This window comes from Ruegeria sp. AN6 (assembly GCF_056540425.1).
Genome location: NZ_JBQFWR010000018.1, coordinates 1 through 13328 on the forward strand (window position 1 = coordinate 1; position 13328 = coordinate 13328).

At 57.6% G+C, this 13328-nt stretch carries 14 protein-coding genes; 6 read left to right on the plus strand and 8 right to left on the minus strand.

Going from position 1 to position 13328, the window contains the following annotated elements:
- Together ACR0MQ_RS19825 and ACR0MQ_RS19830 are read left to right on the plus strand one after the other, a co-directional pair.
- A partial coding sequence (locus tag ACR0MQ_RS19825) for a hypothetical protein (RefSeq protein ID WP_480610286.1) occupies positions 1-220 on the plus strand: 220 nt, incomplete at its 5' end.
- Positions 221-305: 85 nt separating this feature from the next.
- Entirely contained in the window at positions 306-995 is a 690-nt protein-coding gene (locus ACR0MQ_RS19830) for a M48 family metallopeptidase (RefSeq protein ID WP_170472124.1), read from the plus strand.
- A 68-nt stretch (positions 996-1063) separates the two neighbouring features.
- Here the strand turns inward: ACR0MQ_RS19830 and ACR0MQ_RS19835 are convergent, their stop codons facing one another.
- From ACR0MQ_RS19835 to ACR0MQ_RS19855, 5 genes are read right to left on the minus strand one after another with little or no spacing between them, the layout of a single operon-like run.
- Entirely contained in the window at positions 1064-1606 is a 543-nt protein-coding gene (locus tag ACR0MQ_RS19835) for an RSP_2648 family PIN domain-containing protein (RefSeq protein WP_480610288.1), read from the minus strand.
- Positions 1603-2805: an RSP_2647 family RNA methyltransferase gene (locus tag ACR0MQ_RS19840; RefSeq protein WP_480610290.1), complete on the minus strand. Its 1203-nt coding sequence runs from the start codon at positions 2803-2805 to the stop codon at positions 1603-1605. The genes ACR0MQ_RS19835 and ACR0MQ_RS19840 overlap by 4 nt, the downstream gene beginning before the upstream one ends.
- A 41-nt stretch (positions 2806-2846) precedes the next feature.
- Positions 2847-3119 carry a hypothetical protein gene (locus tag ACR0MQ_RS19845; protein WP_170773279.1) on the minus strand — a complete coding sequence of 91 codons (273 nt, stop codon included), beginning with the start codon at positions 3117-3119 and terminating at the stop codon, positions 2847-2849.
- On the minus strand, positions 3106-5898 hold the full coding sequence (locus ACR0MQ_RS19850; RefSeq protein WP_170773277.1) for a [protein-PII] uridylyltransferase family protein: 2793 nt from the start codon (positions 5896-5898) through the stop codon (positions 3106-3108). The genes ACR0MQ_RS19845 and ACR0MQ_RS19850 overlap by 14 nt, the downstream gene beginning before the upstream one ends.
- A complete protein-coding gene (locus ACR0MQ_RS19855) occupies positions 5895-6284 on the minus strand; it encodes a DUF4440 domain-containing protein (RefSeq protein WP_480610293.1) in 390 nt (129 codons plus the stop codon). The genes ACR0MQ_RS19850 and ACR0MQ_RS19855 overlap by 4 nt, the downstream gene beginning before the upstream one ends.
- A gap of 157 nt (positions 6285-6441) precedes the next feature.
- Here ACR0MQ_RS19855 and ACR0MQ_RS19860 point away from each other — a divergent pair, with 157 nt between their 5' ends.
- The 4 genes from ACR0MQ_RS19860 to ACR0MQ_RS19875 all read left to right on the plus strand — a co-directional run bounded on the left by ACR0MQ_RS19860 (position 6442) and on the right by ACR0MQ_RS19875 (position 8661).
- Positions 6442-6867: a DUF2852 domain-containing protein gene (locus ACR0MQ_RS19860; protein WP_170540470.1), complete on the plus strand. Its 426-nt coding sequence runs from the start codon at positions 6442-6444 to the stop codon at positions 6865-6867.
- A gap of 65 nt (positions 6868-6932) precedes the next feature.
- On the plus strand, positions 6933-7364 hold the full coding sequence (locus ACR0MQ_RS19865) for an RDD family protein (RefSeq protein WP_170773275.1): 432 nt from the start codon (positions 6933-6935) through the stop codon (positions 7362-7364).
- Between the two features lie 76 nt (positions 7365-7440).
- Positions 7441-8265: an arginyltransferase gene (locus ACR0MQ_RS19870; protein ID WP_480610296.1), complete on the plus strand. Its 825-nt coding sequence runs from the start codon at positions 7441-7443 to the stop codon at positions 8263-8265.
- Positions 8266-8271: 6 nt separating this feature from the next.
- Positions 8272-8661, plus strand: coding sequence for a VOC family protein (locus ACR0MQ_RS19875; RefSeq protein ID WP_480610298.1), 390 nt, complete (start codon positions 8272-8274; stop codon positions 8659-8661).
- A 70-nt stretch (positions 8662-8731) separates the two neighbouring features.
- Here the strand turns inward: ACR0MQ_RS19875 and ACR0MQ_RS19880 are convergent, their stop codons facing one another.
- The 3 genes from ACR0MQ_RS19880 to ACR0MQ_RS19890 all read right to left on the minus strand — a co-directional run bounded on the left by ACR0MQ_RS19880 (position 8732) and on the right by ACR0MQ_RS19890 (position 13232).
- Positions 8732-11086 (minus strand): TRAP transporter large permease subunit, encoded by a 2355-nt coding sequence (locus ACR0MQ_RS19880; protein WP_170773268.1) that lies wholly within the window; start codon positions 11084-11086, stop codon positions 8732-8734.
- Between the two features lie 17 nt (positions 11087-11103).
- Positions 11104-12030, minus strand: coding sequence for a TRAP transporter small permease subunit (locus ACR0MQ_RS19885; protein ID WP_319544782.1), 927 nt, complete (start codon positions 12028-12030; stop codon positions 11104-11106).
- Positions 12031-12149: 119 nt separating this feature from the next.
- Complete coding sequence (locus ACR0MQ_RS19890) at positions 12150-13232, minus strand: TRAP transporter substrate-binding protein (protein ID WP_170473331.1); 1083 nt, start codon at positions 13230-13232, stop codon at positions 12150-12152.
- Positions 13233-13328 lie beyond the last annotated feature (96 nt).

Below are 13328 nucleotides of genomic sequence, written 5' to 3' on the forward strand. Positions count from 1 at the left end.
CGATCTCAGTGCGCTTGAGGATGAACTGCGTGATGCAGAAACCTATGAAGAGGCGCGCGACGATCTGCGCGCGGATGTGAGGGATCTGAGAATTGACACCTTGGTCGCAGAGAAAGAGGCTGAACATGCGTTTTTCGAAGCTTCAAAGGGCGCGGTTTTGACTAAGCAGTCGCTCTCCGAGTTCCACTCGAACCTTCAGTTGCCAACGCCAAGTCAGTAGCAATCGTCTACGCAACACCTTCCAATCGGGCCTGTATCTGGAATAGCGACTTGCCTCTACAGGGCGGGCCGCCCATATCTAACACATGCTCCGATTAACACCCATCTTGCTGGCCATCGCCTATGCCGTCGTCATGTATCGGATTTCCGTTTGGCGCACGCATCGCGAGCTGGATGCAAAATCGACTGAGTTGGCTGATCCCGCTCTCAAACGTATGACCGACCGATTGGCGGCAGCTTTGGAAATCGATCGTGTGCCGGTCTACGTCTACGAAATCGATCCGGTGAACGGTCTGGCAGCACCTGATGGACGCATTTTCATTACGCGTGGATTCTATCGAAAGTTTCACAATGGCGAGGTTTCGGCAGAAGAAATGGCGAGCGTCATCGCGCACGAGCTTGGGCATGTAGCACTGGGACACGCCCGGCGGCGCATGATCGATTTTTCCGGCCAGAATGCGCTGCGGGCCGCGTTGATGATGCTGTTGAACCGTTTTATTCCGTTCATCGGTGCGTGGATCGCGAATATGCTGACACATCTGTTGGCCTCGCGATTGTCGCGTGGCGATGAGTATGAGGCAGATGAGTATGCCGCGGCGCTTTTGACCAAAGCCGGAATTGGGATTGGGCCGCAGAAGTCATTGTTCCACAAGCTTGAAGATCTGACACAACAGCGTGCAGGCGTAGTACCAGCCTGGCTGATGAGCCACCCGAAGACGGATGAGCGGATTGCAGCGTTGGAGGTGTTGGAACAAAAGTGGGGCGTTGGTGGTTAGTTTGGAAGCGAGGGGCCAGCCCCGCAAACGCCCCGGAGTATTTTTGGCCAGATGAAGAAAATCCTGCGTCAGTCGGCGAGCGCTTTGCCTAGTCTTGGCAGCCGTGCTTTCTTCATCAGTGCGCGTAATGTCCAGTTATCGCCCGATAGACGGTTGGCGACTGACAGAACGCTGGTAGCGATTTGCGACATGCCTTCTGGATCCGAAAGCCAGAAACCGTGCAGCAACCCATCGGGGTCGCGCCGATCAAGCCCTTCTTCGGCAAGGATGTTTTTTGGAAAGTCTTTGGCGTTGACGGTGACTATGGCATCCGAGGAGCTCGTGACTGCTGTTGCCAGAACATGGATATCTGCCGCATCCGGCAGCCATAGACGTTGCTCTGCTCCGGGTGCGGCAGGATGCTCGGCATCTGGCCAATTTGCCTGAACCAATGCGATTTCGGCACGTGCCTGTACCTCGCCCTCCGGGCCGAGTTTGCGCGCCGCGCGGGCCCATTCTTCCAAGATGCACGCGGACCAGACAGGTGTAAAATGGCCAAGCTTGGCGGCGCCCAGCAACATTTCTCGCATCACCGTTGGATAGATGACGCAGGTATCCAGAACCGCTTTCACAGCCGGTAGAACACAGCTTTGAGGTAACCGCTTTCGGCTAGTTGCGGCAGTTGCGGGTGGTCAGGGCCCGCAAATCCGGTATGGATCAGTTGGGCTCGTCTCCCTGCGCGTCCGATCCCGCGCGAAGACGCATCACGGAAGCGTCCCAAATCAGCGGCATGAGAACAGGAGCAGAGGCCAAGGTAACCGCCGGGCTTGACCAGCGGTGCTGCCAGACGTGCGATGCGCTCATACGCGCGCAAGCCTGCGTCCAGCGCCTGTTTCGAGGGGGCAAAGGCTGGAGGGTCGCAGATTACAACGTCGAATTCTGCACCCGCTTCCCCCAGCTTGGCCAGCGCATCGAAGGCATCCCCTTGACGGGTCTGAAAACGGTCGGCAAACCCTGATACCTCAGCGCCCTTTGCCGCCAATTCCAGAGCCGCTGCCGATCCATCAACCGACACGGCGTGTGCCGCGCCGCCCGCCAGCATGGCCAAGCCGAACCCACCGACATGACTAAAAACATCCAGTACACGCGCACCGGGGTGAGCCAACTTGGCGGCAAACGCATGATTGGGGCGCTGGTCATAAAACAGGCCGGTTTTCTGCCCGCCCGTCAGGTCGGCCATATATGTTGCACCGTTCATGGGCACCGGCAGCGGTGCCTCGGGCGCAGTGCCGCGGAGGGCCAGGCTGAGATCGTCCAGCCCTTCCAAACCGCGCGTGCGGCCCGAGGCATTTTTCAACACCGTAGATACCCCGGTGACTTTGACCAGCGCGTCGGTCAGCGCATCGAGATGCGCCTCGGCCCATGCGGCGTTTGGCTGGATCACGCAGGCATCTCCGAAGCGGTCGATGATGACACCCGGAAACCCATCCGCCTCAGCATGGATCAGACGGTAGTATGGGGCATCAAACAAGTTTTCGCGCATCTCAAGCGCATGGCGAAGTCGCGTTTCGAACCAATCCGCGGTCAGCTGTGTCCCGATATCGCGATCCAGCACCCGGCACATGATCTTCGAGGCCGGGTTTACTGCGACCAGAGCGATGGGTGCGCGTTTATCATCTTCGAGCACAGCCAATGCTCCGGCTTCGATTTTTCGAGTCCGGCGGTCGGTCACGATGTCATTGGCATAGACCCATGGAAACCCATGGCGAAGGCCACGCGCGTTGGCCTTGGGTTTCAAACGGATACGGGGGCGTTCGGATGAATTTGTCATGGCGCCCTCATAGTCGCGAATACGCAGGGGTAAAAGCCCTGTTAGCGGTTGCGATTGCGCCAGCCGCCACGCCGCTTGGGCGCTTGGGCAGTTTGCAGCCCTTCGGCCAGTACCTGCGTCATTGGGTGGTCTTCTGCCTGAGCCGAGTAAATCGAATGCAGAGAGCTCACGGCCTGTTTCTGATCGCGGTCTACAGGCAGGCTCAGCGCCCAGTCCAGAAAAATGCTGCGGCATTCAGGCAAGGTGATGCCTTCAATCCGATAAGCTTCGCGGATCAGACCTTTATGGTCGTTCGGATCATCATTGCGTGCCATCTTCAATCTCCCCAACCACGCCGCTGATCAACTGGGCGGCCCTACTGTAACTGTCCTTCAAGGCAGATTGCAGCTGCTCGACCTGATCGAACCCGGTGGCCCGGCACAGGAAGGCTGTGCCTCCCTCGCCAATCTTATCGGCCTCAATCACTTTTCCCGACAGCAGCCGCGCTGCGCATTGCACCGACCAGCATAAGTCGTAACAGTCCCTGAGGGTTTGTGCCTGCGCGACATCCAGCAACGCGGCTGCGACCGCGCCGTCAAGACCCGAAGCCACGTCGCGCTGAGAAAGCCCCGCCATCAAAGCTCCAGTTTCAGCCAACAATTCGATATCCATCATGCGGCCCGGTCCGTTCTTGGCGTCCCACACTCCGGCGGGTGCTTTGGCGGCAGCAAGCCGGGCGCGCATTTCGGCAACCTCTTTCAGAACCATGTCCCTATCGCGTGGTTGCGACAGGAATTCAGCGCGAAAGGTCTCGATATCCTCCGCCAGCTCAGCATCGCCCGCAACAACATGGGCTCGGGTCAGCGCCAGGTGTTCCCATACCCAGGCTTCATTCTGCTGGTAGTTGGTGAAGCTGCCCCAACTGGTGGCTACTGGCCCCTGATTGCCCGAAGGTCGAAGGCGCATGTCGACCTCATAAAGACGCCCCTGCGACATCGGCGCGCTGAGCGCTGTTATCAGGGCTTGGGTAAACCGAGCGTAATATGTCCGCGTGGCCAGCGGGCGGGGGCCATCAGACATGTCCTGATCCTGTGGGTCGTAGATGACAATCATGTCCAGATCGGATTGCGAGTTGATGCGCCCTGCCCCAAGCGATCCCATGCCCAGAACCGCGGCGCCACGCCCCGGCGCAGGGCCGTGCTTTTTGGCAAACTGCTCGACAACGCAAGGCAGCACCGCCGCGATAACGGCTTGCGCAAGTTCAGCATATTGCCGCCCGGCCTGCGCCCCGTTGATCAATCCGCGCAGATGATGCACGCCGATGCGAAAGTGCCATTCCTTGCACCAGCGACGCGCAAAATCCAGCTGCGTTTCATAGTCGTCTTCTTCTGTCAGGGCCCGTGAAAGATCGGCCCGCAACGTAGTCAGCCCAGGCCAATCGCTGAAGAAACTTCCGCCTATCACCGCGTCAAAAACAGAGGCATTGCGCGAAAGATGGGTGGCGAGAGCGTGAGATGTACCGACGATATCGACCAGCAGATCGATCAGTTGCGGATTCGCCTCAAACAGTGAAAACAGCTGTACCCCAGCTGGCAGTCCAGACAGAAACCCGTCCAACGCAAGCAACGCTTCTTCGGGTTTCGCGGTCTTTGCCAGTCGCGATAAAAGCTCGGGCCTTAGCCGCTCGAATATCCGAGCCCCCCGCTGAGACCGAAGCGCCGGATAGGTGGGCCAGCGGGCCAGAACACCCTTGTCGAATTCGACCTCTTGTAACGGCGCAGGTTGCGCGCCCGGTCCGGGAGCAAAGAACCCTTCAGTCAATTCGTGCACTTCGGTCAGGCGGCGAGTCAGATCGGCGGTCAGTTCGTCGCTACTGATGCCCATCAAGCAGGCAACCCGTTCGATCCCATCGTCTGAATTCGGAACCTTGTGGGTTTGCGCATCATGTACCATTTGGATGCGATGCTCGACCTCGCGATGGGCGCGGTAATGATCCGTTAATTTTTCGGTGACATCCTCGGGCACCCATCCCTTCGTGGCCAGCGCCGCCAAACCAGGCACGGTTCCCCGCACCCGCAGGTCAGGATCGCGGCCCCCTGCGATCAGTTGGCGGGTCTGAGTAAAGAACTCAATCTCGCGAATACCGCCTTGCCCCAGCTTCATATCATGACCTGCAATCGAGAGGCTGCCACCAGTTCCCTTATTCTCGCGAATGCGCAGACGCATGTCATGAGCGTCTTGAATCGCGGCAAAATCCAAGTGCCGGCGCCAGACGAACGGGCGCAACGCATCCAAAAACCTCTGCCCCGCCGCGATATCCCCGGCACAAGGTCGCGCCTTGATATAGGCCGCGCGCTCCCACGTGCGTCCAAGGCTTTCGTAGTACCGCTCAGCCGCTTCCATCGCCAGACACACTGGCGTGACTGCCGGGTCAGGGCGCAGGCGCAGATCAGTGCGGAACACATAACCATCCGCCGTTTTGTCGCTGAGCGTCGCACAAAAGCTACGCGTGGCGCGAACCATTCCCTGCCGGGCCTCGTAAAAATCATCAGGGTCGAAACGTGTTTCATCGAACATCACGATCAGGTCGATATCCGAGCTATAGTTCAGCTCGTGCGCACCCATTTTGCCCATCGCCAGAATGACCATACCGGCGGCGGTTTCGACATCTTCTTCAGTCATGCCCGGCAGCTTTCCACGCCGAATTAGCGTCGCAATCTCGGCCTTCGCTGCCACATCGGCGGCCAGTGCGCCGAAATCGGTCAGCGCAGCAGTCACCTTTTCCAGCGGCCACGCACCCGCCAGATCTGCGAGGGCCGTCAGCAATGCCATGCGCCGTTTTGCTTGCCGTAATCCGGGTTTCAACTGATCCGATGGCAGCTTCCGAGCCGCCTCCATCACATCCGCGAATGACTGGTCCGGTCGCTGCAGCGCTTGCGGCAGCCAATCCCGTTCTTGGTCGATCAGTCCCTTAAGATACGGGCTGGAGCCAGCAGTTCCTGCGATCAACTCACCCTGTTCGGCCGTCAGATCGGGCAGTGCAGCACGTGTTTCCCGCCCTAGTTCGACATGAAATGCACGCGGTAGACGGTTTATGGCGAGAGCGTCACTCATGCTTTATCCAAAGGGGTGTCCTGGCTGAAGCTGTTGACCCAAACGTCATGCCGCCGCTCCCAAAGTGATGAGATCAGCATCGCTTCCCATTCTTCTCTGTCGGGTCGCCGATAATCTGCGCGGTACGAGAGCAAAACTATGTGCGCCGACAAAACACGCAGTCTGGTGTCGCTGAGTTCATACTGTGCCATCGTCGGCGCATCGGCGAACTGGCCCACATGATCATCTCGATTTGCAAACCCGGATGGGTATACGCCCAGGAAATCTGGGCTCAGCAAGGCACGGTCCGCCTCGGCGTTCCCTTCAACAAGTGCAGTCCACACTTGTTTTTCCAAAGATAGAATCTGATCAAGTGATGGGGCGGGATTATTTTCAATATCTTGCATGAGCTGAAATTGCGCCCGATCCGCGACCGCGTCAACCAATCAGGAGCGATGATCCATAAAATGTAAATCTTTTTCACATACACTCCTTGCATTGCCGATCGACCCCTCCCATCTAGGAAATGTGAAGAGAATTTACATCCTAACTGGAGAGAGCAAAATGACCGCATTGTCCGACCACGCCGTTCCCCAAAACCCGGGGTGGCTGCACCGAAGCGAAGCCTGGCTTGACAGCAAGGGTAAAGGCGCCTGGATCGCCGCAATGGTCCTTGGCTTTATCTTCTTCTGGCCGATCGGCCTTGCCTTCCTTGCCTATATGATCTGGAGCAAACGCATGTTCAGCAAATCCTGCAGCCGTCGTTCATCGTGGAACAGTCACATGAGCGCAATGAAACCTTCGGGCAACAGCGCATTTGACGCGTATAAGGCTGACACGCTGGCGCGGCTCGAACGTGAACAGAAGGACTTTGAGGCCTTCCTGCACCGCCTGCGCGAAGCCAAGGATAAGGCCGAATTCGACGAGTTCATGGACGAACGCGCCCGCGACAATCGCGACGACGCAGACGATGGCAATAAACCCGTCTGATCTGAACTTGCCCTGTCCCGCCTGTCGGGACAGGGTGTTTCTGACAAACTTCTGGACCGCACTCTATGACTCACCTGCCTGATCCCGACAGCCAGCCCGAATTTTATCAATCCGTGACGACCAAACGCTTCTTTGCTTGGCTGTTCGACATCGCCTTCATCTCGCTGCTGTGTACAGTTGCAATTCTACTGACCTTTGGCATGGGTTTTTTCATCCTGGCCCTGATCTATGCCGTGGTTAGCTTCGTCTACCGCGTTGTCACTATCGCGAATGGCTCGGCCACGTTGGGGATGCGCTTTATGGGGATCGAGTTGCGTGATGCGTTTGGTGCCCGGATGGATACAGGCAAAGCCATCGCACACACGGCAGGCTATTTCGTTAGCATGGCGTTTCCGGTACTGCAGATCATCTCGGTTATCATGATGATGACCAGCGCCCGTTGTCAGGGCCTTACCGATGCCTTCCTTGGCACCGTGATGATCAATCAACGCGCCTGACTTAGCACCTGAGTGAAACACTTGGCGGCACCAAAAACCGTTGCTATCATCGGTCCCGAGGAAATGCGGGACCTTCATGCGACACACGCTGCCAATCGCGCCACAATTCTATGTGACGGCACCCCAACCCTGCCCTTATCTTGAGGGCAGAATGGAGCGCAAACTGTTCACCGCCCTTCAGGGAGAAGGCGCGGACCAGCTGAATAATTGCTTGTCGCAACAAGGATTTCGCCGTTCGCAAAATGTGCTTTATCGTCCGTCCTGCACCGATTGCGCCGCCTGCCTGTCAGCGCGCATCGATGTTTCAAGCTTTCGCCCCAGCAAAAGCCAGAAACGGACCTATCGGCGCAATTCCTACCTGACTCGGCGTGCCACATCGCCGTGGGCCACGGATGAGCAATTCGACCTATTCCGGCGCTATCTCGATGCTCGCCATGCTGATGGCGGTATGGCCGATATGGATGTGTTTGAATTTGCCGCGATGATCGAGGAAACCCCGATCCGCAGCCGCGTAGTGGAATATGCCAATCCCGATACAGACGAATTGATCGCAGTCAGCCTGACCGATGTGCTGGATGACGGGTTGAGCATGGTCTACTCGTTCTACGATCCACAGTTTCAGCAACACTCGCTGGGTACGTATATGATCCTCGACCATATTGAGATCGCGCGCGAGGCCGGATTGCCTTACATCTATCTGGGATATTGGGTCCCCGGCAGTCCGAAGATGGACTATAAAGCCAAATTTTCGGGGCTTCAGGCCTATATTCGAGGCGAATGGAAGCAGATTGAAGACCCGGAACAATACGCCCAGACAGCGCACCACCCTCTGTCATCGGCCCCCATTGCCGAGCAGGTGGCCAATATCCAACTGCCTGACAGACATCCGACGAAAGGCTAACCTGCAATGAGGCAGAGCCTTCACGCGGTCACTCTTGTAGTGCCGGATTACGATGATGCGATTGCGTTCTACACCAATGTGCTGAGCTTCTCGCTGCTCCAGGATATTGATCTGGGAGGTGGCAAACGCTGGGTGCGCGTCGCGCCTCCGGGATCATCCGGGGGTACGCTGTTGCTTGCCAGGGCTGCGAATGGCGTCCAGCGCTCGTGCATCGGGAACCAGACAGGGGGCCGTGTCGGCTTCTTCCTTGAAACAGATGATTTCAATCGGGACTACGAAAACATGCGCGTCAACGGCGTTCATTTTGAAGAACCGCCTCGCTACGAACCCTACGGTACCGTAGCGGTCTGGCGTGACCCCTTCGGCAATCGCTGGGACCTGATCCAGTTCACCTGATCCCCTGCACAGTTACATAAAGCAAAGGGGGCATCGAAGCCCCCTTTCCCTTGGACATAAATCGCCTCAATCAGCTTGGTATCAGATCGGGCACAATGGTGACGATCGAGGGGAAGAACCACAAGATCGCGATACCCACCACCTGAATGATCACAAACGGTATGATGCCACGATAGATGTGGCCGGTTGTGACCTCTTTGGGCGCAACCCCGCGTAGATAGAACAGCGCAAATCCGAACGGCGGCGTCAGGAACGAGGTCTGCAGATTCACCGCCACCATGATCGTCACCCATTTCGGGTCGAACGACCCGCCGTAGATCACCGGCCCAACGATCGGGATCACAATGTAGATGATCTCGAGGAAATCCAGCACAAAGCCCAGGAAGAACAACACAAGCATCACGATCAGGAAGACCGTGAATTCGTTGTCGAAGCTCTTGAGGAACTGCTGGATATAATGCTCCCCTCCGAACGAGATCACCACCAGGTTCAGCAGTTGCGATCCGATCAGGATGGTAAAGACCATCGAGGTCACCTTGGCCGTCTCGCGCACTACAGGTGTCAGAACCCCGCTCGAGAACAGCACCCAACATGCGAACAACAGCCCGAACAGCGCGTAAAGATAAGCGGAATAGGCAATGATGAAGGCAATCCAGCTTTCGACCGTGACACCGCCCTGATTGATACGCAGATCAAAGTTCACGCCCATCAGCAGCGCAATGATCACTGCAAAGGTCGACCATATGATCACCTTGCCCGATCTACCCTGATCCTGCAGCTTGCGATAGGCCGCCAACATTATGGCCCCACCCGCCCCTAGCGCCGCAGCTGGCGTGGGGTTGGTAACACCACCAAGGATCGAGCCCAGCACCGCGATGATCAGGACCAGCGGCGGGAACACCACCCTGATCAGATCATTAGTGGCGCATCGTGCGGCCGCCTCTTTGCAGCCATACATGGCAAACGCAAAGGGTATCGCCAGCAACAGGAACGTCGCCCCGGACGACGTTGTCGGCGCAATCAGCAGCACATCGACCAGCAGCATCAGCAACAAGCCGATAGCCCCGACGATCAGAGGTTGCGGCGACCGCGATGGAGCAATCCCGCGTCCCAGTACCAACGTGAGCCCCAGCAGAACCACAATAACGGCAACACCGTTTCCTATCGGTGCAGCGGCAGCGATCTTGGCCTCTTGTGCAGCCGCAAGTTCCTCTTCGCTCAGACGTTGGGATTCAGCCGCACCTCCTGCCTCATCGATCGCTTCCTGCTCGGCCACCGCCTGATCCCAGGCGGATTGACCATGCAGCTCGATCATCGAAGCCTGACACTCTTCCGAGACGTTTGTGCGCAGTGATGCGCCCTGCCCGATATCCGAGAATGCCGAGACTGAGACATTCTGGCTTCCGATCACGCCCGCACTGCCCAGCAGCACAGCGCCAACGATCAGAGCAACCGGAGCACCCAGCAGCCAAGTCAGACCTTCCGAGCGCGTGATGGTTTCACCCGAACCGCCCGACAGCTCAACCGCAGGGGCCTTTTCCGGGTTCAACAGTGCATAACCAAAGGCATAGAGTGCGTAGAGCAACGCCAGCATGATACCTGGCAGCAGCGCCGCCTGGAACAATGTGCCCACCGAAACGACCGCAGGCTCGCCCAGATAGGTCAGCGCGTCGGTACACCCGGCCTCGACCGCTCGCGTTTCCTGCGCGGTCGAATAGAGGTCACCGGCCAACGTTCCAAGAAGAACGATCACGATGGACGGTGGAATGATCTGCCCCAACGTACCCGAGGCCGCGATCACACCCGTCGCCAGTTCTGGCGAATAATTGTTCCGCAGCATGGTGGGCAGGGCCAACAAGCCCATGGTCACCACAGTCGCGCCCACGATACCGGTCGAAGCCGCAAGGAATGCACCCACGACCACAATCGAGACCGCAAGGCCACCGGGCAAAGGCCCGAAGACGCGCGCCATGGTGGTCAGCAGGTCATTCGCGATCTTCGACCGTTCCAACGTGATGCCCATCAGAACAAACATCAGCACCGCTAGTAAGGTTTCAATCGATTGCCCGGCCAGAACACGTTCGTTCATACGGTTCACGATGAAAGAGACGTTCCGGTCCAGCGCGGTTTCCCAGCCTTGTACAAAGACCGGCTCGGCGATCCTCGGCAAATCCGGGTATCGGAATACGGATATCACGTCAGGTTTGACGCCCGAATTCACCACGTCGCGGTAGGCTTGCGAACCGGTGTCGATCGCTTGGTGTATCAACAGCCCGGCGCTGTCCAATGCGGCGATGATCCCGAAGGAAATCACCCCGGCCCCACCGATGGCAAAGGCCACCGGAAAGCCGCTAAGAATTCCACCAAACAGGCAGAAGAATACGATAATGAGGCCTATTTCGACGCCATCAAGTCCGAATAGCATAGTCTTGGTCTCCGTCCTTAATGAGCGCCTTCGTAGGCTTCTTCACCCTCGCCAAGGCTGTCCTTGTCGAGGTATTTTCCTTCGCTTTCCGGCCCTTCCACGTATTCCAGATACGAGCGATACAGGAACGCAATCGCGTGCAGGAACACCATGGCGGCAAAGGCCACCAGCAGGATTTTGAACAGGAAGTAGGCATTGAACCCATTGGGGCTGAACCCGATGGTTTCAACGTTCCAGCGCAGCGCGCGGGACTTGGCCAGCAGCCGGTCCAGCGTATCACTGGCCGAGGGTTTCGGCACGATCAGGTGCCGCCACATGAAGTACCAGCCATACATCCAGGTCAGCACGGCCATGGGCATCATGAACAGTACCGCCCCACACATATCAACGACGCGTTTGGCCTTGTGGCTGATACCTGCATAAATCAGGTCAACGCGGACGTGACCACCTTGCACGAACGTATAAGTGCAGCAGAGGCAGACAACCATCGCGTTATAAAGTTTAAGTTCTTCGGCGAACCAACTGATATCCATCTGAAAAGGGATACCCAAACCAAAGGACATATCTGGCCGCGTGAACACCCGCTGCATGAATACGATCACGATCTGCTGGATCACCATCAGCAGTCCCGCCCAGGCAAAGAAACGGCCCGTGGTGTTGGCAAAACCCTCGAGCCCGCGCACCATCCCCCACATGAAATTCCGGTAGTAAAGCCCTATGGCCGTCAGCACCAGAAACAGCGCGAAGATCACGAAGAAGAACTCGACAGACCCGCCGTAATAGACAAAGCGCATGATCGCTTCTTTGTCCGACCAGTTCAGCCAGAGCTGCGGATGCGTGATGGCGTATCCGAAATTATAGAAGGCTTCGGCAATGTTCTGAATGAACCATATCAGTCCATTCCACAGGGCGCCGAAGAACGAGATACCGTTTTCGTCCTGCATGTTGTCCCCAGGTCGTATCGGTTGCACGTTTGATTATTGCGGCATGTCCGAACCGCTTATGTGCAACGGGAAAGGCTCCCCCGCCTTTACGGGGGAACCGCTTGCATTGAGCGGTTTACTTAGCCGCGAACGCGGTCGCGCTGTGCGGTGTAAACACCCGACGACAGGTTGTTCCATGCCGAGGACTCTGCCATCGACGCCATGGCGCTGTCGTGGATGCGCTTGAACAGCTCGTCACCCATGTTCTCGTCCAGAACTTCCTGGCTGGCTGCACCAAAAGCGTCCCAAACACTGTCAGGGAACTCCATTACCTTGACGCCACCGGCTTGCAGGCGCGCCAGCGCGGCACCGTTGTTGGCCAGGAATTGTGCCAGATTCCACTGGTGGCATTCGGCTGCTGCGATCTCGATGATCTTCTGCTGCGCAGCGGACAGGCTGTCATAAACCTCGCGGTTAGTGGCCAACGACAGACCCGCACCCGGCTCATGGAAGCCTGCGGTGTAGTAGGTCTTGGTGATTTCCTGGAAGCCCGCTTTTTCGTCAGCCCAAGGACCGATCCACTCGGTTCCGTCAATCGCACCGGACGACAGCGCCTGATACACTTCCGAACCCGGAATGTTCTGAACCGATGCACCCAGCTTGCCCAGCGCCTTACCGCCCAGACCCGGCATACGGAACTTCAAGCCGTTAAAGTCTTCGGGACTGTTGATCTCTTTCGAGTACCAGCCACCTGCCTGCGCGCCAGTATTACCGGCCAGGAAGGATTTCAGGCCGAAGATTTCGCCCAGCTCATCATGCAGCTCCATGCCACCGGCATGGTAATACCAGTTCACCAGTTCCTGCGCGGTCATGCCGAACGGAACAGCAGTGAAGAAGGCATAGCCCGGGTGCTGACCCACAAAGTAGTAGTCTGCCGCGTGGTACATATCAGCCTGACCGGACGATACCGCGTCAAACACTTCGAAAGCACCAACCAGTTCACCGGCTGCTTTGATTTCAACGTTCAGGTCGCCATCCGACATGGTGGTGATGCTGTCGGCGCAACGCTGCGCGCTGTCGAACACGCCTGCAAGGCCACGGCCCCACGAGGTGACCATAGTCAGCGTACGCTTGCCCTGCGCGTAGGCGGGCGCTGCCAGCGTGGTGGCTGCAGCGGCCGAGCCGCCCAGTGCTGATGTTTTTAGAAACTTACGACGATCCATATGAGTGATCCTCCCCTTCATATTCATTCCCCGGGTGATGCCGGGTCGATCGTTTCCAGTGCGCGTTAGCCTAGTTCCGCACACATGAATGTGAAT